Annotated in this window: 16 protein-coding genes; all 16 read right to left on the minus strand. The window is 33.8% G+C overall.

What is annotated here, in order from left to right; all coding sequences use genetic code 11:
- Window positions 1-154: 154 nt before the first annotated feature.
- Complete coding sequence (nifJ, locus tag IGI87_RS08980; protein ID WP_438736732.1) at window positions 155-3886, minus strand: pyruvate:ferredoxin (flavodoxin) oxidoreductase; 3732 nt, start codon at window positions 3884-3886, stop codon at window positions 155-157.
- Between the two features lie 257 nt (window positions 3887-4143).
- A complete protein-coding gene (gene glnA, locus IGI87_RS08985) occupies window positions 4144-5484 on the minus strand; it encodes a type I glutamate--ammonia ligase (RefSeq protein WP_104853747.1) in 1341 nt (446 codons plus the stop codon).
- Between the two features lie 42 nt (window positions 5485-5526).
- Entirely contained in the window at window positions 5527-5910 is a 384-nt protein-coding gene (locus IGI87_RS08990) for a MerR family transcriptional regulator (RefSeq protein WP_002388239.1), read from the minus strand.
- Between the two features lie 202 nt (window positions 5911-6112).
- On the minus strand, window positions 6113-7354 hold the full coding sequence (gene hflX / locus IGI87_RS08995) for a GTPase HflX (RefSeq protein WP_104853746.1): 1242 nt from the start codon (window positions 7352-7354) through the stop codon (window positions 6113-6115).
- A 3-nt stretch (window positions 7355-7357) separates the two neighbouring features.
- Window positions 7358-8287, minus strand: a complete 930-nt coding sequence (gene miaA / locus IGI87_RS09000) for a tRNA (adenosine(37)-N6)-dimethylallyltransferase MiaA (RefSeq protein WP_438736734.1) — start codon at window positions 8285-8287, stop codon at window positions 7358-7360.
- Window positions 8288-9034 carry a glycerophosphodiester phosphodiesterase gene (locus tag IGI87_RS09005; protein ID WP_421503437.1) on the minus strand — a complete coding sequence of 249 codons (747 nt, stop codon included), beginning with the start codon at window positions 9032-9034 and terminating at the stop codon, window positions 8288-8290.
- Between the two features lie 1027 nt (window positions 9035-10061).
- Complete coding sequence (locus IGI87_RS09010) at window positions 10062-11426, minus strand: DUF3329 domain-containing protein (RefSeq protein WP_002359921.1); 1365 nt, start codon at window positions 11424-11426, stop codon at window positions 10062-10064.
- Window positions 11423-12388 (minus strand): glycosyltransferase family 2 protein, encoded by a 966-nt coding sequence (locus tag IGI87_RS09015; protein ID WP_421503435.1) that lies wholly within the window; start codon window positions 12386-12388, stop codon window positions 11423-11425. The genes IGI87_RS09010 and IGI87_RS09015 overlap by 4 nt, the downstream gene beginning before the upstream one ends.
- Window positions 12389-12520: 132 nt before the next feature.
- Window positions 12521-13471, minus strand: coding sequence for a GDP-mannose 4,6-dehydratase (locus IGI87_RS09020; protein ID WP_421503434.1), 951 nt, complete (start codon window positions 13469-13471; stop codon window positions 12521-12523).
- Between the two features lie 598 nt (window positions 13472-14069).
- Window positions 14070-15467: an O-antigen ligase family protein gene (locus IGI87_RS09025; protein WP_438736738.1), complete on the minus strand. Its 1398-nt coding sequence runs from the start codon at window positions 15465-15467 to the stop codon at window positions 14070-14072.
- Window positions 15468-15530: 63 nt separating this feature from the next.
- On the minus strand, window positions 15531-15935 hold the full coding sequence (gene tagD / locus IGI87_RS09030; RefSeq protein WP_002364272.1) for a glycerol-3-phosphate cytidylyltransferase: 405 nt from the start codon (window positions 15933-15935) through the stop codon (window positions 15531-15533).
- A complete protein-coding gene (locus tag IGI87_RS09035) occupies window positions 15932-16819 on the minus strand; it encodes a beta-1,6-N-acetylglucosaminyltransferase (RefSeq protein ID WP_002370370.1) in 888 nt (295 codons plus the stop codon). The genes tagD and IGI87_RS09035 overlap by 4 nt, the downstream gene beginning before the upstream one ends.
- Window positions 16819-18252 carry an oligosaccharide flippase family protein gene (locus IGI87_RS09040; protein ID WP_421503432.1) on the minus strand — a complete coding sequence of 478 codons (1434 nt, stop codon included), beginning with the start codon at window positions 18250-18252 and terminating at the stop codon, window positions 16819-16821. The genes IGI87_RS09035 and IGI87_RS09040 overlap by 1 nt, the downstream gene beginning before the upstream one ends.
- Window positions 18253-18261: 9 nt before the next feature.
- A complete protein-coding gene (locus IGI87_RS09045) occupies window positions 18262-19413 on the minus strand; it encodes a CDP-glycerol glycerophosphotransferase family protein (protein WP_174098089.1) in 1152 nt (383 codons plus the stop codon).
- Entirely contained in the window at window positions 19410-20408 is a 999-nt protein-coding gene (locus tag IGI87_RS09050) for a glycosyltransferase family 2 protein (protein ID WP_438736744.1), read from the minus strand. The genes IGI87_RS09045 and IGI87_RS09050 overlap by 4 nt, the downstream gene beginning before the upstream one ends.
- Window positions 20409-20534: 126 nt before the next feature.
- Complete coding sequence (locus IGI87_RS09055; RefSeq protein ID WP_438736746.1) at window positions 20535-23354, minus strand: GW dipeptide domain-containing protein; 2820 nt, start codon at window positions 23352-23354, stop codon at window positions 20535-20537.
- Between the last annotated feature and the right edge of the window lie 3 nt (window positions 23355-23357).

The following is a 23357-nucleotide window of genomic DNA, read 5'->3' on the forward strand; positions in this document are numbered from 1 at the left end:
CACATTATTTTCTTTCATCACAGAACGCAAGCGGAAACATCAAAAAAATTTAGGAACTTTTTCAAATAACTTGAAATTTTTCATCAAAAAATCGCATTTCTAACTAAAAAACGTGTCCAAGTAAAAAGCTCAGACACGTTTTTTTGATTTCTATTTAATCTTGCTCACGTTGTTTTCTCTTGGCTGCTCGTTCTGCACGGCGGGCAGCCCTTCTCGCTTCCGCTTCCGGATCAACTACGCGTTCTTTTTTCACTCGCGGTTTCTCTTTCTCCGATGCATTTATTTCTGGTTCACTCTGTTTTTCAAGTTTTGCTCGAATTTTTTCTTCTTGACCAGCTAAACGAGCATAATTATAGAACCGTCTCTTAGCATCATTAATTGTTTTATTAAATAACAATTCCGCTGTATCTGGTTGACTAGATTCTAAGGATGCAAAGCGAACTTGTTGGCGCATAAACTCTTTCATTAATGAAAAATCTGGTTTTTTGAAATCTAATGTCATTGGTTCTTTGCCTTTTTCTCGCAACAATGGATTATAGCGATATAAGGACCAGTAACCTGAATGAACCGCGTCTTTCGCTTCTTTCAACGTTTGACTCATCCCACCTGCTAAACCATGTGTAATACATGGTGTATAGGCAATAATAATCGATGGTCCAGGGAATTTTTCTGCTTCTTCAAAAGCTTTAATCGTCTGCATTTGGTTTGCACCTGAGGCAATTTGAGCGACATAGACATTTTCATAAGTCATTGCCATCATCCCTAAATCTTTTTTAGAGGCATACTTCCCACTGGCAGCAAATTTCGCAATCGCTGATGCAGGAGTTGCTTTGGAAGTTTGACCACCTGTGTTGGAATAGACTTCATTATCTAGAACTAACATATTTACATCCGCGCCACTGGCTAACACGTGGTCAATCCCGCCGTAGCCAATATCGTAAGCCCAACCGTCCCCACCAATCATCCACTGACTTGGTTTGACAAAAAGATCTTGATCGTCATAAATTGCTTCCAATAAAAGTTGATTCGTTTTTTCTTCAAGCAAAGCTGCACGTAATTTAGCTGCACGTTGTTGCGTACCTTCACTTTCGGACAGATGTGCTATCCAATCTTCCATCAATAGACGCAACGAGTCACTGGCTACAGAAAAAGCTTTGGTCATTTTACTAGCCAAACGTTCGCGACGTGCTTGCGTTGCTAACAACATACCATAGCCAAACTCAGCATTATCCTCTAAAAGAGAATTAGACCAAGCTGGACCTTGCCCTTGTTCATTAGTAGTGTACGGTGTCACCCCCGCTGCAGCACCCCAAATCGATGAGCAACCTGTGGCATTAGCAATCATCATTCGGTCACCAAACATTTGCGTCAATAATTTAACATAAGGCGTTTCGCCGCAACCAGAACAAGCACCAGAAAACTCTAATAAAGGTTTATTAAATTGCGAACCTAAAACAGTATTCGGTTTTGCTGGATTTTCCTTTTGACGTAACGTCATAGCAAACGCCCAGTTCATAGCCTGCTCTTTTTCTTCTTCATAAGGTTTCATTACTAAAGCTTTGCCTTTAGCTGGACAGGCTTCAACACAAAGACCACAGCCAGTACAATCTTTGACTGAGACTTGGATACGATACTTCAAGCCGTCGGCACCACGTAGATCACGCACAATGAATCCTTCTGGAGCTTCGGTCATTTCTTCTTCATCGGCTAAGAATGGTCGTATCGCCGCATGGGGACATACAAAGGCACACTCATTACACATAGTACATCGATCGCTAATCCACTCAGGTACTTCTAATGCAACTCCACGTTTTTCAACTGCTGCAGTTCCCAAAGGCATCCGCCCATCGGTCATCCCATTTTTCGCTAGTGTCGCAACAGATAACGCATTGCCTTCTTGACGATTAATCGGTTCAACAATTTCATGAACAAAATCACTAACATTTTCTGAACGTTTTCGCGGTTGAACTTCAAGCGTTATCCACTCTGCTGGAACAGGTACCTGATGCAACAATTCAACGGTCTTGTCGATTGCTTGAATATTTTTTTCGACAACTTTCATGGACTTATGACCATAACTTTTCAGTGCTTCTTCTTTTAAAATTGGCAACACTTGCTCAAAAGGCATAATTTCCGCCAATTTGAAGAAAGCTGTTTCCATCGCGGTATTAATTCGCCCGCCTAGTCCGACTTCACTAGCTAATTTCACTGCATTGATTGTATAAAACTGAATCTCATTTTCAGCTAGATACCGTTTTAATTGATTTGGTAAAAATCGTGCTAGTTGTTCATCATTCCAAATGGTATTTAAGAGGAAAGTACCGCCTTTTTTTAACCCTTTTACTAAATCATAGGTATGCAAATAAGCGGCTGTATGACAGGCCACAAAATCAGAATGTTCAATGAGGTACGTTGAGCGAATGGGTGTCTCGCCAAAACGTAAATGAGAAACGGTCAACCCGCCTGATTTTTTTGAATCATAATAGAAAAAGCCTTGTGCATACTTGTCTGTATGATCACCGATAATCTTAATTGCTGACTTGTTCGCCCCTACTGTCCCATCAGAACCAAAGCCCCAAAATTTAGCTTGATAGGTTTTCGGATTCGTCAAATCAAGTGGTTTGCCAACTTCTAATGAAGTATAAGTTAAATCATCATCAATCCCAATTGTAAAGCGCTTCTTCATGGCAGAACGTTCTTTCATCAATTCATCAAAAACCGCAACAATCTGATTTGGCAGTACATCTTTAGAACCTAAACCATAACGCCCACCAATAATTGTTGGGCGAATGTCCGCTTCATACATCGCACTTTGGACATCCAATAATAACGGTTCGCCACCAGCACCAGGCTCTTTCGTCCGATCCAAAACAGCAATTGCTTTAACTGATTGTGGTATTTTTTCGAGAAATGTTTCAATTGGAAATGGTCGATAGAGATGGATATTAAGGAAGCCGACTTTTCTTCCTTGTTGTTGTAAATAATCAACCGTCTGTTCAATTGTTTGTGCAACTGAACCCATTGTAACGATCACTTCTTCTGCATCTTCTGCGCCATAGTACGTCACCAAATCATAATTGGTGCCCCGTAATCGATTAATTTCTGTCATATATTTTTGAACAATACCAGGTAATTTTTCATAATAAGGATTTATTGTTTCTCGTTGTTGAAAGTGAATATCTGGATTTTGGTTCATTCCACTAACGGAAGGGTGATTCGGGTTCATGCTCCGACGACGAAATTCGGCTAATTTTTCTTGATTTACTAAGGGTGCTAATTCTTCATAGTCAAGAACTGCCACTTTTTGAATTTCATGACTTGTTCTAAAGCCATCAAAAAAGTTCATAAATGGCACACTCGCTTCAATCGAAGCCAAGTGAGCCACTGGTGCCAAATCCATCACTTCTTGCACACTGCTTTCTGACAACATAGCAAAGCCTGTTTGGCGTGCGGCCATTACGTCTCCTTGATCACCAAAAATATTTAAAGCATTCGTAGTTAAAGCTCGGCTCGCCACATGAAAAACAGATGGTAATAGTTCTCCAGCTATTTTGTACATATTAGGAATCATTAAAAGTAACCCTTGTGAAGCCGTATAGGTCGTGGTAAGCGCGCCTGTTTTTAAAGAGCCATGAACCACGCCGGCAGCACCAGCTTCTGATTGCATTTCGACTACTTTCACAGGTTGACCAAAGATATTTTTCTTACCTTCGGCCGACCACTGATCAACAAGCTCAGCCATTGTTGAACTTGGTGTTATTGGATAAATGGCTGCTAATTCTGTAAAGGCGTAGGAAATATAAGCTGCTGCAGCATTCCCATCCATTGTTTTCATTTTCCGCATGTTTTTCTCATCCTTTATATCTAAAAAATAGAATAGTTGCACGCATATTCTTGTTTATTATAGCGGAATTTCACAAATTATGAAAGATTTTGTCAATTTTTTTGCTTAAAAATAAAAGAGAAATTGAGAAAAAACCACTTTACCCCCTATAAATAAACTATTTCACTGAATTAAAATTACTTTATTTTGTGAAATAGAAATTATCTATTCGTTCACAAACTAAAGAATGAAAGAGGGAGATAAGCGTTTCGACTTATCCCCCTCTTTCTAAACATTAAGATTATTAAGAGTAACGGCTTTTAGTACAACTCCAAATATTGTTCTCTTTCCCATTCAGAAACGGTTTGACGGAAGGCTGCCCATTCCATTCGTTTTGCTTCTACAAAATTGGCAAAAATGTGACGACCTAATGCATCAATCATTACTTGATCTTTACGTAATTCTTTGATGGCATTGTGTAAGGTTGATGGCAAATCTTCAATTTGTGCATGTTGACGTTCTTCCTCATTCATCACATAAATGTTACGATCAACCGCTGGCGGTGGCGTAAGTTCATTACGAATACCATCCAAACCTGCTTGTAATAAGACTGCCATTGTTAAATACGGATTCGCTGAAGGATCGACAGAACGTAACTCTAAACGAGTCGATAAACCACGAGACTCAGGAACTCGAATGAGTGGTGAACGATTTCTGCCGCTCCAAGCTACATAAACAGGTGCTTCATAACCTGGTACCAAGCGTTTATAAGAGTTCACTGTTGGGTTACATACCGCAGTATAGGCACGGGCATGTTTTAACAAACCGCCTAAGAAATGATACGCAGTTTGGCTTAAGCCCATCTCTCCTGACTCGTCATAAAAAACATTACCTTCTTCATTAAATAATGACATATTGCAGTGCATGCCAGAACCATTAATCCCAAATAAAGGTTTTGGCATAAATGTTGCATGCAAGCCATGTTTGCGCGCAATAGTTTTCACAACTAGCTTGAACGTTTGAATATTGTCACAAGCATCAACTACATCAGCATATTTAAAGTCAATTTCATGTTGACCAGGTGCTACTTCATGATGCGAAGCTTCCACTTCAAAGCCTAAACTTTCTAACTCTAAAACAATATCACGGCGACAATTTTCACCTAAATCGGTTGGCGCAAAATCAAAATAGCCACCTTTATCATTCAAATCAGTGGTAATTTCACCATTCTCATCTAATTTAAATAGGAAAAATTCTGGTTCTGGTCCTAAGTTAAATGAAGTAAAGCCTAATTCTTCCATATCTGCTAAGGCGCGTTTTAAATTACCGCGGGGATCTCCGGCAAAAGGGGTACCATCAGGATTGTAAATATCACAAATTAAGCGCGCAACTTTTCCATGGTCGCTTTCCCACGGAAAAATCATCCATGTAGATAGGTCAGGGTATAAATACATGTCACTTTCTTCGATACGAACGAATCCTTCAATGGATGACCCATCAAACATCATTTTATTATCTAATACTTTATCTAGCTGACTCACAGGAACTTCAACATTTTTAATTGTCCCCATAATGTCGGTAAACATTAGTCGTAAAAAACGTACGTTTTCTTCTTCTGCAATATGTTTAATCTCTTCTGCCGTTTTGGCTTTTCTTGTCATCGGTCTGATCCCCATCCTTCATTTTTATTGGCTGCTGAAACGTTAAAGCCTTGGTACATTCGATTGGAACGGATTTTGCTGAGTAAGTCCTCCTTGCGAAAGAATTTCGTCGTATAAAATCTGACGAACATCTGCATCGGTTAACGGACGAGTCGCCTCGGCGGTGTTTTTTTGTTCCTCTAATTTCATTTCATACACACGCTTAATCCCTGCCATGTTCAATCCATCAGATAAATAATCTTTAATTTCTAACAAAACATCAATATCATTTAAGGAATACATGCGCCGGTTGCCCTCACTACGTTCTGGATGAATCAAGCCCTGTTCTTCGTAGTAGCGAATTTGTCGAGCGGTCAAATCCGTTAGTTTCATGACTGTACCAATTGGAAAAACTGACATGGAACGGCGTAACTCTTTTTCTCTCATCTCCATCCTCCTCTCTTAGTTATTTCTTAGAATAACAATAGAACGATAAATTGTCAAGAACTTATGTTAGATTTTCTAACATAAAACAAAAAACCTGATAAATATGGACTTTTCCATCTTTTCACGGCTGATTTTCTCCTGTTAACTAAAAAAATAGAAATGATTTGTAAAAACAAATCATTTCTAATCAACTTACCATTTTCTATTCGCTTTCGGATTCAGCCAACCATTTAGACTCTTTTTTCGCAAAGCCTTTCACGATATACCGATTTTCATTTTCAGCATATTCTTCTGAAATCATTAGCGTCATCCGACGAAGTTCACTTAATAGTTGCCCATCAGTTGGACTAATTTCTAATTGATAAGGCGCTAGTAATTCCATCATTTGAGCACGAATAGCTTGAACCAGTCGTTCTTTATCTTCAGGAATTTTAGTTGAAATCAACACATTGGGAAATAAAGTTGGGACAAATTCTTTACTGTCCACTTGATCTCTTTTATTATAAACCGTCAAGCATGGAATATTTTCCAACGCTAATTCTTTAATTAATGTTTGAACTGTGCGTTCATGTTGTAAACGATCTGGCGCACTTGCATCCACCACATGAAGCAGTAAATCCATCGTTCGACTTTCTTCCAATGTCGACTGAAAGGCTTCAATCAGCTGTGTCGGTAAATCTTGAATGAAGCCGACCGTATCTGTCAGAGTAACTTCCATGCCTTGAGGCAATTGCCATTTTTTGGTTAAAGGATCTAACGTTGCAAACAATTGATCCTCTGAATAAGTACCTGCTGTTGTTAACATATTAAGAATGGTTGATTTACCAGCATTGGTATAACCAATCAAGCCAATTTGAAATAGTTCTGAATTTTGTCTTTTCTGGCGGCTTCGTTCACGATGAGCAGTGACTTCTTTTAACTCACGACGGATACCTAAGATTTTATTCCGAATGTGTCGGCGGTCCGACTCCAATTTCGTTTCACCAGGCCCACGCGTCCCAATTCCACCGCCAAGTCGGGACAACTGTTTTCCTTGACCAGCCAAGCGAGGCAATAAATAATCCAATTGCGCTAATTCAACTTGTAACTTTCCTTCTTTGGAGCGTGCACGCAAAGCAAAGATATCCAAAATTAATTGTACACGATCAATTACTCGCACAGCTAACGCTTCAGATAACAGTTGATTTTGACGAGGTGTGAGCTCATGATTAAAAATCACAACATCCGCTTCATAGGCATCTGTGAATTGAATTAATTCTTCCAATTTCCCCTTACCGATTACGGTTTGTCGATCAACTTGTGGTCGTTTTTGCGTTAAAACAAACACCACTTCTCCATTAGCGGTTTCCGTTAAATTAGCCAACTCTTCCATTGATGCAGAAAATGTCTGATAATTTTTTTCCGTTTCAACTCCTACTAAAATCACTTTTTCATGAGTGGTCATCGCCTACTCACTCTCCTTCTGTTGTAGCCATTGCGCTACTTCTTTTTCCAACTTGGGCAAATCAGTTGGCTGCTGAACCAAATCCCACCAATGCGCAGCCATGCGATTTCTAAACCAAGTCAATTGACGTTTGGCATATCGTCGCGATTGCTGTTTGACTGTTTCAACTGCGATCTCTAATGATTGTTCCCCGGAAAAATATGGGAAAAATTCTTTATAGCCAATACCTTGAGCTGCTTGTGCATGTGGTTGCTGAAACATCTGTTTTGCTTCTTCCAACAGCCCTTCTGTCATCATTTGATCCACCCGCTGATTAATGCGTTCATATAATAAAGCGCGATCTGTTTCCAAACCTAATAAATAATAATCATAGAGACGAGCTGGTTTTTCCTTCGGGGTCAAAATACTATAACCTGTTTTATCAAAGACCTCTAACGCACGAATCACTTTTTTGCGATTATTAAAATGAATGCTGTTAGCCGCTAGAGGATCCTTTTGTTGTAATAACTGCCATAAAGCTTGATTCCCTTTTTCTTCCGCAAATAAATTGTACGTTTCTCTAATTTCAGGCGAGTCATCTATCTCACGACTTCCTAGTTGAAAATCATAAAGAAGTGATTGAATATACAACCCTGTTCCTCCAACGATAATTGGTAGTTTCCCTTTTTCAGTAATTTCTTTGATTTTTTGACGACCCTCTTTCTGAAAATCAGCGGCAGAATATGTTTCGCTGACTTCACGGCAATCAATTAAATAGTGAGGAATCCCTTCTTTTTCTGTTTCTGTGACTTTAGCGGTGCCAATGTCTAACGAGCGATAAACTTGCATGGAGTCACCGCTAATAATTTCACCATTAAATTTTTTTGCTAAAGCAATACTTAATGCTGTTTTCCCCACCGCAGTGGGTCCTACAATAACTAATACTTTCTCCAATTATGTTTCTCCTTCTTCTTGCCAATTTTGACGAGCAAATTTTGCTTCTTCAGGAAAATCTGTATGAACACCTGCCAATTTTAGCTGAAAACAATTTTCCATTTCTTCCATCCGGTTAACAGTCCACGGCCGCAGCGGTTTGCCAATTGTGATAAGTTCTTTTTCATGAGCCAACACCCATGACATTTTTGGATGTAAACTATCGACAAGCGCGAATGCCGGTCCCGCTTGACTTAAATCCTCTGCAGATTCATAAATAAAGGCAATTTCTGTCTTAGGATCAGCTTTTTTTAATTTAACTAAACTTGGAAAATAAAAACTGGAATATAAATAACGAAACGGCCAGTTTTTTTGATTCATTTGTTGGACAACTTTTTTCTCAATTCCTTCATAATGGATAATATCCGTTTTAAGTTCAATATTCAAAAAACCATTGAATTGTTCTTCTTCAAGACAATTTAAAACATCTTCCAATGTTGGAACACATTGAACAGAAGGATTTTTCTGAAACCAGCTTCCAGCATCTAGTTGTTTTAATTCGTTTAATGTTAACTGTTGGATTTCACCATGACCATCTGTCGTACGATTCACCGTTTCATCGTGCATAACGATTAAATAACCATCTTTAGATAAGTGAACGTCTAATTCAATTCCTTCAGCACCAACACGAACAGCCTCTCTGAAAGCAATACACGTATTTTCAGGATGGGTGCCTTTACTTCCTCGGTGTGCAATAATATCTGTCATGCTCTCACTCCAATCTTGTTTATTGTACCATTGGAGTGAAGTGGGTTCAAATATAGGAAAAACAGAGAAAAAGAGCCTAGGAAAAAATGAACTGGTATAAAGATCTGAATAACAAAAAAAGCACTTTCCTAGACTGCTGAATTTTAATAGTTTATCTGTGATTTGTAGTCGAAAATAGTATAAACAAACTCTTAACCACTATGCAACAGGCAGTCTGTTGTTTGAAACAGTTGATTAATTGCATCTAGAACAAATAAAGCACCTTGCTTATCCCCAGTTGTATAAGCAATAATTTAACCATTGTACAAATCCATAATAGAAGATAAATTCAATTATTTTTGACCAAAAGACGGATAAGCAATATCCGTTATCAATTTCTTTAAAGGTCATCTAACGAAATTATCTGTTTAACTTGTTTTCGACAACCACCTAAGTTTATTTCGCTTTACTGCATTTATTCATTTTCACACGTGAACTTCAATAATATTTCTGCATATTTTTTTGTATAGTGTTTTTATTCACTTGGTATTCTTGATTAATCCGTGCAGTAATGGTTAATTTCACTTTCATTATATTAACTAATTCTACAAATATTTCTGGTTCTACATCCTTTCCAATGCTTTGTATCTTTTTAGCATTTCCATATGCGTTTTTAGGTATTTATTTTCATTTTAAGCTATTGTTCTTCAGATTCATTTCCTGAACCTTTTCATAAGCATGCTATTTCCTAACTTGTTGACTTAATAACTAATGATTCTGACCATTACGATACCAACGCCATCACGTTTCGTTTTGTGTTTTAATTTTAACACCTAATTCTTTCGTAATCATTTTTACAGGAGTGTTCTCTTTTTTAATCCATATACTCGTTTTTTAATATCAATCGGATAAAATTCGTGCTTTTCCGTTAAAAAGAACCACCTATTGGATTCATTTGATTTTGAATTCAATAAGTGGTTCTTTTTTATTTTTTCAGTTGCTTGGGTCGGTTCCAAGTCTCAAGCTTTTCTTTTAAATACTTACATACTTACCATTTACCATATTTTTCTTCCCATTCTTTCATGGGAATAGCTTTAACTGTATTCACATGAAAATAATCTGCTACGGGGTGATTTGCATTAGTATCTTCACCCATATGAGACAACCTAGTTGAATAAGCAGGATAAGAAGTGCTTGTTTTTATATCAAACGATGGGACTTCAGGATTTTTGTTACCTTTCTCTCTCTCAGATATGATAAAACTATATCTTTTATTCTGTTCTGTATAGGAATGATAAATATCTGGAATAGCAGGCAAGAATGCCCATACCGTAAGTAACATTACATATAAATATATAATTGAATAAGTAGCGTCTACTATTTTTTTATCAATCCCTGTTAAGTTAAAGTCTGGAATAACCATGTTCAAGGCTATTATGATATACATAATTCCACCAAAATAAGATCTTCCCCAAACAAACCCCGCAGGAGACAACGCTAATGAATAACAAGTTGCAGTACCAACAAATAAATAAACAAGAGCTAGTAAATAATTATATCTATTTTTATAAAATGTAATACAAATAGTAATCATAATAATTGTTAGAACAAATAAAATCAGCGAATGTTCTACCAGAGCATTCGAGACATCTCCTATTCCCACAAGAACTTTTTTTAAAACGGGCCAAGAAGAACGTTCAAAAAATGTACTGCGCATTTTATTCCCTGGAGAAGATAACATAATAAGAAATCCAATAAATTCACCTAATAAACCAAATTTCATCCAATTTAACACTTTTTTATTATTTATTTTCCACTCTATAAAAATATATGAAATAGTCAAAAGTATTAATCCACCCGATGTATTCTCATTACACCAGCCTGCTATAAGACCAAATATAAACATAAAAAAAGAAGCATATTTCATAACAGGTGAAACATTTTTTATAATTTTCCAGTGATAAATACTAATAAATGTTAGCATAATACCAAAAGTCCACAAATAATTTATACTACCAGTTTCCCAAAGAATTGTTTCACCGAATCTTGGTACAAACAAAACAATCAACATCACTATAAATAGTAGACGAATAGTGTTAAATTTCTGTTTTGAAAAATTAGTTAGCTTATAAATAATTCCACTTACTATAAGAAAAACTATAGGATTTACAATATTAAAAATAAACTTTGGCATTAATAACAAAGTTCTTACAATTAAATGTGCAACTGAACGTCCATTAGTACTCAAATAATGAAGATATTCGTCATGAAAGACAGTAAATATATTCCCCGTTTTGAAAATATAATTAAAGTCATCTGCCAATAAGGGAGTAAGAAAATTCAATATTACAAAACTTATATAGACCAATAGAATTAAACACCAAAATGTCTTTTTATTATTAAATATTTTCATCTATTTTCCCCATTCTTATTTCTATTTTTTGAACAATGTGTATCTTCTACAAAATATAATGGACGGTCTTTTGTTTCCAAAAAAATACGTCCTACATACTCTCCTAAAATACCTACAGAAATCAATTGACATCCACCCAAAAACAACATCATAATCATCAGCGATGGGAAGCCTGAAGTATCCGCCCCAAATATCAATGTTTTAATTAATACATATATCATGTAAATAAACGCAACAAAAGAAACTAAAAAGCCAAAATACATTGAAATCTTTAAAGGAGCCGTTGTATAAGAAGTAATTCCTTCAATTGCCAATTTCAATAATGCGCCAAAACTCCATTTTGTTTCACCGTGTAGTCTCTCATCCGCATCAAATTCAATCGCAACCTTTTTGAAGCCTACCCAATTATATAACCCCTTCGTATAACGTTGGGATTCTCTCATTTGCTTCAGCGCCTCTACTACCTTACGATCAAGTAATCGGTAATCTCCTGCATCTGGTAAAACAGGCGTATTGGCTAGTTTTCCTAATACTTTATAAAACCATTTAGAGGATGTTTTTTTTAACCATGACTCCCCTTTGCGTTGATTTCTTTTAGCATAGACATCTTCATAACCTTGCTGCCAAAGATCAATCATATCAATAATTGTAGCTGGCGGATGTTGTAAATCAGCATCCATTGTAATAACAGCATCATGTGTAGAATAATCAAATCCCGCACTCATTGCTATCTCTTTTCCATAATTTCTAGACAAATCAATTAAAGAAACATTATCCGTTTGTTCAATTAATGATAAAACTTCACTCACAGTGTTATCTTTGCTTCCATCATTAATAAATAATATTTCAAAATCAACTTCATCTCTTTTTTCTTCTAAAGTTTCATTTAATTTTTTATATAGAGGACGTATATTATTTGCTTCATTATACGCGGGTATAGAAATTAAAATTTTCTTTTTCACAGGTTAAATCCCCCAAATTTAATACTTGCATACAAATTTTAGCATACCATATTAAACTTTTTTTATCTATGACTACTTCGTATAAATTACCTGAAAACTTCTTGAGAACTATCAGCTCTCAAGAAGTTTTATTTATTCTTTTAATTCATACTTAACATATTTATCCAAACCGGATTGAATACTATATTTCGGTTCATAACCAATGGCACGTAATTTAGATATATCCGCTAAGGAATCTTTGATGTCACCTGCTCGCGCTTCTTTGTATTCAACTGGCAAAGTGACTTTCATAATATCATTTAAAGAAGAAATTAACTCATTTAAATCGGTTGCTTTCCCAGTCCCGACATTATACACTTCCCCAAGTGATTGGTCAGAATGAGCGACAAGATTCAATGCTTGAACCACGTCCTCAACAAAGACAAAATCACGAGATTGTTTTCCATCGCCAAAGATATTGAATGTCACTTCTTGATTGGCTAATAAGCGTTTGTAAGAGTCCATCACAATCGAAATAACGCCAGAATAAGGCGAATTAGGATTTTGGTTTGGCCCATAAACGTTAAAGAAGCGAACAGCGCTTGTTGGAACATCATATAAATGACAATAGTTTAACACATATTTTTCAGAAGCAAATTTATCCACAGCATAAGGCGTTAACGGACGAATTACTGATTCTTCCTGTTTTGGTAAAGTTGGCTCATCGCCATAAACAGCTGCAGAAGAAGCAAACACCAAACGTTTTAAATCTTTCTGGTATTTCCGAATTAATTCCAGTAATTGTAACACACTCTCAAAATTCACTCGGTGTGTTTCCACTGGACGTGCTACTGAGTCTGCTACACTAGCAATCGCTGCTAAGTGAAAAATGTAATCGAACTGATACTCTTGTAGTACTTTTTCCATTAATTGTTGATCAGTCACGCTACCTTCAATGAACGTAATATTTTCAGATGCGTTTAAATTTTCAGTTTGGCCCATTGATAAATCATCAATGACCACAACTTGATTGTCTTTACTATAATAATTTGCTAAGGTTGAGCCGATAAAGCCGGCACCGCCTGTGATTAGAAATGACTTCATTTAATTAACCCCTTAAATAGTTATTAACTCTATATTAACATAACAAATGATAACCTAAACACTTATTGTTTGCAATACAAGATTATCATGAAATATCAAGTTTTAAAACTCGATATATTTCCATTAATAAATAGAAAATTTATATTAATAAGTTAAAATTTAATAACCTGGTACTTTCTAGTAATTATTGTTCGCAAAGGAAATTCATAAATAACTGGGCATATCTACTTTTTAATAGTTTTGTTGAAAAATTAGTATAACTAAATGTTTATTTTTTACTTGTAAACTAAATGCACCATTTATATAGGAAAATCAACATACTCCACTTACTTTAACATTGCACAAATCATTTAATTATCATTCGCTATGGGATTACAAACACTCGATTGTTTCTTAATGAAGTCACAAAATTCAAAACATATCTGCAATTGAGGAAACAACAGTTTAAATGAAATTCCTATGTTTTGTAACTTTTATAATTTCAAATTGCCAATTGTCTTCTATCAAGTATACACACGAAATACGAACCAAATGAAAAAAGCCCAGAGAATTTTCTCCTCTGGACGAGACTCTATTCTATAATTTTTCTTTGCCAACATTATTTTGACAAAGAATCTTTATTTTCTAAAGATGTAATTTTACCCAAAAAGAACCAAATCACAACAGCACCAATTGTACTCACTAACACTAGCTCGGTAATAAACAATGCTGATATTGTAATAGCTAAAACACTAAGTATTACGTAAAAATTCATATCTTGCATCAAACTACTTTTACCAAATAAATATTTTAAAGAAATGTATATTTTATTTACATAGAATATAAAGAAAACTAATAATCCAGAAGCTCCTGTAGAAGCCATGATTAAGAACACAAAATTATGTGTTGTTAATGTATTTTGCCCTATAAATGAATCTGGTAAAACATCATGTGCATATGGAATATAATTAGCAGCTGAAGCTCCTACTAACCAACTTGATTTAAATATCTCAACAGCACTACTCCAAAGAGAAAATCGTAAATTAGATATATCACCGCCATTAGAAACATCTGGTCTGTCTAAGTTTACTTTATTCAAATTATTCTTAGTATCAATCGTAGGAAGCGAGGCTTCTTTCATTTGCAAAAGGCTTGGAATATATGATAAACCTGTTTTAAGAGCATCAATTATCAAGTACAAGACCGCAATAGTGAGGAGCGAACTAATTATAGATAGAATCCAACGTAAAAATAATTTCTGAGAATCTATCTTTTTGCTATGATAGCTAACAAAAAACATACCTACAGCAGTTACTGTTAATAACACAATTAATGCAGTTCTAGACCCTGATAGCGATATAAACATTAACTGTAACAAGATATTAAGGCTATTAAATAAAGTAAACGTTCTATTAGAATTTGTTTTAATATAATAAACAGAAAGTAAAATTACAACAACGGATATAGTAGCTCCAAAATTGGGGTCTGGAAACACTCCGAAAAGTCTATTTCCTAGAAATCCCATACGTAATGGATAATAACGGTTATCCATAGGAATTTTAACGCCAAATTGCGTAAAAAACATCCATAAAGAAATAATAGCAGAAAAGAACCAGAAGATTATTAATATAACAAAAAAATAATCAAAAATCTTATCTTTTTTACCATAATCTTTGCCATATTGAAATATTACAAAAAAGTATATAGCTTGCCACATAATTAATTTTAAATTACCAGCCAATCCATACTTTATATTGACTAAACTAGATATCAACATAATAGCAATAAATAATATGAGCCATATGTCAAATTTTTTTTGATTACTCTTTTTAATAGAATCAATTGCATCAATAAAAATAATTGTTAATCCTATAAGACCAGATGATACAAAGAATAGTTTATCCAACAAGTTGGGCATTAATATTAATGGACCGATTGTACGAAAAATTAATATCAGCTCAAAATATAAGATATATATTCCTTTTATATTCTTTAGTGTGCTATTTGGTTTTAGCATCTAGTTATCCACTTCCTCATACAAATTTACGCTTTAAATACAAATATTATGATACCTAAAAACTTAAAATGTTTTATTTTCTAAATCTTTTTTTATCTGAGTTGTTGATATTTCAGGTGTTCTTGGTAAATAAATAACCTCCGCATTAGTTTCATTAGCGATAAAGTCAAATTTCCCTGACCAATCATCACCTATCACAAATTCAGCGACATGAAATTCTTTAATATCTTGAATCTTTTGTTGCCAGCTATTTTCCGGAATAACTAAATCTACATATCTGATAGCTTCTAATAATTTTTTCCTCTTATCAAAAGAAAAATAGGTTTTCTTTCCTTTTTCATCCCAATTGAATTCATCTGTAGATAGTCCAACGATTAAATAGTCTCCTCTTTCTTTCGCTCTTCTTAAAAGATTAATATGTCCATAATGTAACAAATCGAAGGTACCATATGTTATTATCTTTCTCATTTATATCTCCTCTCTTTCGCATTTTTTAATTTATTTACTAACTGACCAGAATATGATACATTAAATTTTCTAGCAAATAATTCTTCTCTGTTAATCAGCATATCATAATCGCTGTCACAAAAATATTTTGGTGTATCATTTTCCCATACTACATAACGCATATTTGAATGACAAGAATTATCAAAATTAGGTGTATTTACTTTTTCTAAAAATTTAGAGTTATAAACAATCGTTTGTAGAAATAATTCATCTCCGTTAATCGTATCTTTAAAATAATCATTAATAAACTTTTCCTGCTCTAACACATATTTGGCCAAATCGTTAGTTATGCTAAACCAATTTGCCCCCATTTGAAATGTATATTTATCTGATTTTATTCTATTACTATTTAAAAATTTTTGAATAATTTTATACAGTTTACCTAAAAACCATAAAAAATTTTTTTTCTTACCAACTTTTTCTTGAAATGGGTAGTAATACATAACACGCTCTAAATTTCTTTGTTTAATTTTTGGCTGCTGAAATTGTATATATTCTTTTCCATCATTTTTATCAAAAAATTCATGAATATAATCTTGACTTTTAAGAGGAAAATCAAGCCCAGAAATCAAATGATAATAATTATAATTTCTTTTCACAGCAGCTTTAAGTAATGCCAGTTCACATTCAATTTGTGAATAAGCCCCCCATGTTACAGAAATACTTTCAATAAAAGAAACTTCCGAATACTGACAATGTGTTTTTAAATCAGCTATATTAACATTACTAGATTTTTTATCAATATGAATTACAATATCATTTCTAATATCATCTAACTCTTTTAACAATAAGCTTAACATATCGAAATTGTCATGCGCCATGATTAAGTAAACATGTTTTTTCATTAATTTTTAGTTCCTTTTAGTATTTTTTTTACATCTAACACAACTTCACTTTTAGTCGTAAATAATATGATACCAAACAATAATAACATGACCATTGATTTATATGCAATGTTAAAAAAAGAATTAGCAAAAATTGAAGGTAATAGAAGCCCAGTAATTGTAATTGCTATTGTTAAGCCCAATTCAATAAGTATCTGTTTGGTAATTAAAAATTGTAAATTAATAAAATCTTTAATCAATACTATTCTTAATATGCAAACGATGAGTTCTACAAAAACTAGTACAATAGTCGCACCTAATGCATTATAAATTGGAACAAGAATATAATTGCCAAGTAAACTAACAATTGAACCAATTATTAATGGGATTCCATATTCTTTGTCTTTTTCCATAGCCAAAGCAAACTGATTAGAGAAAATCCCTCCAATCGGATTTAATATAATAATAAATGAGACAATCATCATATTTGTGGTCATAGGAACAAATTTAGGTCCAAAAAACCATACAACAAACTCTTTCGTATTAGCAAAAATAATAGAAAACAAAATTAATGAAAAAGTCAACGTATAATTAAATGCCTTTTTAGTATACATATATACCTTATCATTATCCCCATTTTTGATAGCTCCAGTCATTTTAGGTAACATAACAATAGTTAAAGATGAGAGTAATGTTAGTAGAATTCTTGCAATTTTTTGAGACTGATCATAGTAAGAAAGCTCTGTATTGGTAGTTAAAGATCCCACTACCGTTTTATCCAAAGTTGTATAAACTTGCATAAACACTTGTGGCAAAAGGATAATCAAACTAGGTTTCCATAAAGATTTAAAAATAGGCATAGAAAAGTTAGGTGTAGAAATTTTATTTTTTAGACTCAGCCAAAAAATTAAACTTCCAACTACAGTAGATGCAGATGTAATTAAAACATACAAAGGTAAATCTTTATCGTTTTTCACTAACAAGATAATCAACAATACTGATAACAATTTTATGATCACATTTCTAATAACTACCTGAGCAAATTGTTCAATACCTTGAAAAAACCAAGCAATATCAAAGGTTGTACCTATTAAAAAAATTAATTGTATATAATATAATTCTTTATACTCAATTTTAAATAAAAAAATTGCGAAAAAATATATAGTTGTGATCACTAATCCAATTAATGCTTGCATGATAAAAAGATTCCAAAATTCTTTATTTAATTCATCTTTATTAAATTTATTTTGTGCTATTCTTCTAATTCTAAGGGGATTCATCCCAACTGATATCAAGATCATTAAAAACTGAGCGATAGAGAATACATAACTGTATATCCCTAATCCTTCTGTTCCCAGCCGCCGACTAAGTATAGGCATTGTTATAATTGGCAGTATAATTAATAATACTTGGTAAGTTGCATTAAACAAAACATCACTAATGAATTTTTTCATATTTTTCTATCATCTCTCAATATTTTCTAATATTTTTTCAGTGACAAAATTTGTTGCTTTTCCAGTTTCAAAATTACCTATTTTTTTCAGTAACATTTTAGGACCTTCTATCAACGTTTCTCTATCATGTTCGAAAATAGCCAAAATTTCTTGGTAACTTTTTGCTTTCGGCAAAGGTAAATAATCTAAATCAATATAAAATCCTCTTTCCTTCTTATACTCATCTTCATCATAGTTTAAAAGAATAATTGGCTTATTTAATAATGCAAAATCAAAGAAAATAGACGAGTAGTCGGTAATCAGTAAATCCATATCAAGAAACGTATCTTCTGAACTTACATTATTATCGATTAAGTGAACTGAATATTTTTTTATCAAATCTCGTATTTCTACCTTCTTAATTAGGCTTTGATTTACATTAGGATGAAATTTCAAATAAATTTCTACTTTTTTATTGAGTGATTCAAAATATTTAACTAGGTACGGAATACCTAAAATATCTAGTTGCTTTTGACCATTATCAGCTTTATTATTTCTAAAAGTTGGTGCAAATAGCAACTTAATAGTTTCTTTTTCAAACAACGAAACTTCTTTATCAATTTTTAGGCATAATTGATCATTTCTCGGCGTTCCAACATTAGCAATTTTATTTTCATCTATTCTAAAAGCAGAAGCATAGATATCACTACTATACTTATTACCAGAAAGTAGATAGTCTAAGCTTTCTGAATCTTTTAGAGCATAGTTTAAATAACTATTTGGGAGTTTATCCACGGCATCAAACTCTATTTTTTTCAAGGGAGTTCCATGCCATGTTTGAAAGTAAATCTGATTTTTACGTTTTTTAAAAAAAATTGTTTTTCTTGAGTCATCAATCCAAACTTTACTTGTATATAGATGAAAAGTAGCCAAAAGCGAATTATTGTCAACACGTTTTATATATGGTGGCAGGTTTTGAACAGAAACATCTTTATTAATGCACCATATATACTTTAGTTTAGGATTCAATTTATAAAGCTCTTCAGATATTCTTCGCGGATTACCTGAATAGTTTCTCCCACCAAAACTAGAAAAAAATATTTTTTTATTTTGAATAGGCAACATTAAAAAAAACACAGGATAAATATAGCGTGAAAGAAATTTTTTTATCTTTATTATCATCGGTTAATTCCTTCCATTTTTTTAAATATTTTAGCGATTAATTTATTCTTAGAGATGCGACTTGGTAAACTAGGAAACTTAACTAATAGTTTTGTGATTAATTTAAGCTTAACAGATATCTTATTATCATTTAGTACTTCACTTTGATATTTTTCTACAATATCCATACATTTAGTATAATCTAATTTTGAGGTATAATTACTTTCAATCATTCTCATCATCATTCTAATTGCTTCATAGACATATCTAGACTTTACTTTAGGACTTATACTAGGATAATGTTCATCCATAAAATTTAAAATTTCTTCATGGATAATAAAAGAATCAAAATTTTTTTGATTAAAATTTGTTCTTAAAATACTATTATCTCGTAAATAATAGTGATACTTAGTAGAACCATTAACAGCGACTTTGGTTGAACTATCAATTAAACGATACGTAGTTCCTTTATCTTCCATCAACATTCCTTCTGGGTATCTTATGCTTTTAAACAAACTAATTCTATATAACTTATTGTTTGCCGAATAACCAATTAAGTTGCTCGAAAATAGTTCTTTCATTGCAGTTTTTCGTTCAAATATGTCCCACTCACTTTGACTTTCACTTTGAAATTCAATTTTATTAAAATCCTTTACTTTAATCATCTGAATAACCGATATATCCACATTCGTGTTTTCCATGCCGTTCAATAACACTTCAATATAATCTAATTCAATCCAGTCATCACTATCGACAAAACAGATAAATTCACCTTGTGCACATTCAATCCCAGCGTTTCTAGCAGAAGAGAGTCCTCCGTTCTCCTTGTTAATTAATTTTATTCTGGAATCTGATAGTTTCTTTTTTTGACAAATACTTAAAGAATTATCAGTAGATCCATCATTAACAATAATAATTTCTAAAGCTTGATAGGTTTGATTAATAACTGAGTCTAAACATTTTTCTACATATTTTTCTACATTGTATACGGGTATGACTACACTGACTAATTTCATCTTATCTCCTAACTCATTTCTTTTAAACTAATTCATTTTATAATACACTTTTCTATACTAGAAAGTCAAAAAAATAACGATTTTAATTAAAAAGGTGTACATAAACTTTTACGTACACCTTTTTTACTATTGTTTCAACTTAAAGTTGCGAACATCTCCATAATACTTCTGACCGTTCAATTCAAATTCATAGTACGTATTGTTCCCTGAAGTTGTCACTTCTTTGGTTATTTTCACTGTCTGACCTTCATATTCTTTTAAAAGGCCCACTCGCTTATAACCTCGTGTTCCCCATGGGACGCTTCCATACTCTGAATACTCAAAATATTGGATAGTCCCATCTACGTCTATTGGCTTTTCTGAAACGATTTGATCGTATTGTTTCAACTTAAAGTTACGGACATCTCCATAATACGTCTGTCCATTCAGCTCAAATTCATAGTACGTATTGTTCCCTGAAGTTGTCACTTCTTTGGTTATTTTCACTGTCTGACCTTCATATTCTTTTAGGAGGCCCACTCGCTTATAACCTCGTGTTCCCCATGGGACGCTTCCATACTCTGAATACTCAAAATATTGGATAGTCCCATCTACGTCTATTGGCTTTTCTGAAACGATTTGATCGTATTGTTTCAACTTAAAGTTACGGACATCTCCATAATACGTCTGTCCATTCAGCTCAAATTCATAGTACGTATTGTTCCCTGAAGTTGTCACTTCTTTGGTTATTTTCACTGTCTGACCTTCATATTCTTTTAGGAGGCCCACTCGCTTATAACCTCGTGTTCCCCATGGGACGCTTCCATACTCTGAATACTCAAAATATTGGATAGTCCCATCTACGTCTATTGGCTTTTCTGAAACGATTTGATCGTATTGTTTCAACTTAAAGTTACGGACATCTCCATAATACTTCTGTCCATTCAGCTCAAATTCATAGTACGTATTGTTCCCTGAAGTTGTCACTTCTTTGGTTATTTTCACTGCCTGACCTTCATATTCTTTTAGGAGACCCACTCGCTTATAACCTCGTGTTCCCCATGGGACGCTTCCATACTCTGAATACTCAAAATATTGGATAGTCCCATCTACGTCTATTGGCTTTTCTGAAACGATTTGATCGTATTGTTTCAACTTAAAGTTACGGACATCTCCATAATACTTCTGTCCATTCAGCTCAAATTCATAGTACGTATTGTTCCCTGAAGTTGTCACTTCTTTGGTTATTTTCACTGTCTGACCTTCATATTCTTTTAGGAGGCCCACTCGCTTATAACCTCGTGTTCCCCATGGGACGCTTCCATACTCTGAATACTCAAAATATTGGATAGTCCCATCTACGTCTATTGGCTTTTCTGAAACGATTTGATCGTATTGTTTCAACTTAAAGTTACGGACATCTCCATAATACTTCTGTCCATTCAGCTCAAATTCATAGTACGTATTGTTCCCTGAAGTTGTCACTTCTTTGGTTATTTTCACTGCCTGACCTTCATATTCTTTTAGGAGACCCACTCGCTTATAACCTCGTGTTCCCCATGGGACGCTTCCATACTCTGAATACTCGAAATATTGGATAGTCCCATCTGCATCTATTGGCTTTTCTGAAACGACTTGATCGTATTGTTTCAACTTAAAGTTACGGACATCTCCATAATACTTCTGTCCATTCAGCTCAAATTCATAGTACGTATTGTTCCCTGAAGTTGTCACTTCTTTGGTTACTTTCACTGTCTGACCTTCATATTCTTTTAGGAGACCTACTCGCTTATAACCTCGTGTTCCCCATGGGACGCTTCCATACTCTGAATACTCGAAATATTGGATAGTCCCATCTGCATCTATTTGCTTTTCTGAAACGATTTGATCAAATAGTTTGATATTTCTGTAGTCAGTCCAATAATTATTTCCATCAGCTTCAAACTGATAATACTTATTGTTAGATGTCGTTACCACTTCTTTTTTAACTTTTATGTCTTTGTTTAAAAACTGAGTTACAGCTCCTAATTTTTGATAACCTTCTGTCCCCCATGGTCTATTACCATATTCATCAAAAGGAGTAGATAAAATATTTCCGTCCTTAATTAATGATTTCTCTTCTGTAATGATATCATAACCGCTCAGCGATTTCACAAAATAGTCAGTAAAGCTCATAGAAATATCAAAAGGATGAGCAATACCTGGAAAATAAAACTGCGAGCTCCATTGCCAAGCCCCATATTCTTGATTCCAAATTGAATCTGCAGCGGGATAGAAGGGATACTGAGCAACCCAAATATTTTTATATCCAAATTGGTTAGGATCAATATAACCACTATTTAACCAATTTTTCCCTGTATATAAAAGTGAATAATTGTATCCATGTGCTTTAACTTGATTTATAAAAGATTTACTATTTTCAGTTACATCCCCCTGCAATAATTCCGTTGCTTCAGCATCGTTAACTGTAATAGTACTTGAGTTCAGTTTCAATTTTTTCATATAATTTACGAAATAATTTGCTTCTTGAATTGCTTCCTCAGAAGTCGTATATCTACTAAAATGATACACAGAAACTACTAGGCCTGCACTTTGGGCATTTCTAATTTGACTTTCTGCGTATGGATTTATATAGTACGTGCCTTCTGTTAACTTCACTACAACACCTTTAATACCATATTGGTTTTTCATCATAGAGTATTGAGTAGTAGATATGTATCCATTCCAGTATGAAACATCAATAAAATCTTGACCTGGAGTGTTTTTATCGCCAGCATTTACATCAACTGGCGATAATTGGTTCATTGCTCTAAATAAAATTTGATTAGATAAACTTGACGTTGAATAAATAAAATCTCCCATTTTATGATTTTCTATAGGTAATGAATCCTGAAGCTTATCTGAAGCAAAAACCGTTTGGCTCCAAAAACAAATAGGAAGTAACAACAGTAATAAAATTTTTTTCATTAT

Origin of the sequence: Enterococcus sp. DIV1444a, assembly GCF_051712125.1 — a bacterium.
Classification (GTDB): domain Bacteria; phylum Bacillota; class Bacilli; order Lactobacillales; family Enterococcaceae; genus Enterococcus; species Enterococcus faecalis.

Excerpts from the sequence above, each read along its gene's own strand:
- IGI87_RS09005 (WP_421503437.1), bottom strand. The coding sequence starts at position 9,034 with ATGACAGATATTATTGCACACCGAGGAAGTAAAGGCACCCATCCTGAA.
- IGI87_RS09045 (WP_174098089.1), bottom strand. The coding sequence starts at position 19,413 with ATGATAATAAAGATAAAAAAATTTCTTTCACGCTATATTTATCCTGTG.
- IGI87_RS09020 (WP_421503434.1), bottom strand. The coding sequence starts at position 13,471 with ATGAAGTCATTTCTAATCACAGGCGGTGCCGGCTTTATCGGCTCAACC.
- IGI87_RS09040 (WP_421503432.1), bottom strand. The coding sequence starts at position 18,252 with ATGAAAAAATTCATTAGTGATGTTTTGTTTAATGCAACTTACCAAGTA.
- IGI87_RS09010 (WP_002359921.1), bottom strand. The coding sequence starts at position 11,426 with ATGAAAATATTTAATAATAAAAAGACATTTTGGTGTTTAATTCTATTG.
- hflX (WP_104853746.1), bottom strand. The coding sequence starts at position 7,354 with ATGACCACTCATGAAAAAGTGATTTTAGTAGGAGTTGAAACGGAAAAA.
- glnA (WP_104853747.1), bottom strand. The coding sequence starts at position 5,484 with ATGACAAGAAAAGCCAAAACGGCAGAAGAGATTAAACATATTGCAGAA.
- IGI87_RS09035 (WP_002370370.1), bottom strand. The coding sequence starts at position 16,819 with ATGAAAAAACATGTTTACTTAATCATGGCGCATGACAATTTCGATATG.
- tagD (WP_002364272.1), bottom strand. The coding sequence starts at position 15,935 with ATGAGAAAGATAATAACATATGGTACCTTCGATTTGTTACATTATGGA.
- IGI87_RS09050 (WP_438736744.1), bottom strand. The coding sequence starts at position 20,408 with ATGAAATTAGTCAGTGTAGTCATACCCGTATACAATGTAGAAAAATAT.
- IGI87_RS08990 (WP_002388239.1), bottom strand. The coding sequence starts at position 5,910 with ATGAGAGAAAAAGAGTTACGCCGTTCCATGTCAGTTTTTCCAATTGGT.
- IGI87_RS09025 (WP_438736738.1), bottom strand. The coding sequence starts at position 15,467 with ATGCTAAAACCAAATAGCACACTAAAGAATATAAAAGGAATATATATC.
- IGI87_RS09055 (WP_438736746.1), bottom strand. The coding sequence starts at position 23,354 with ATGAAAAAAATTTTATTACTGTTGTTACTTCCTATTTGTTTTTGGAGC.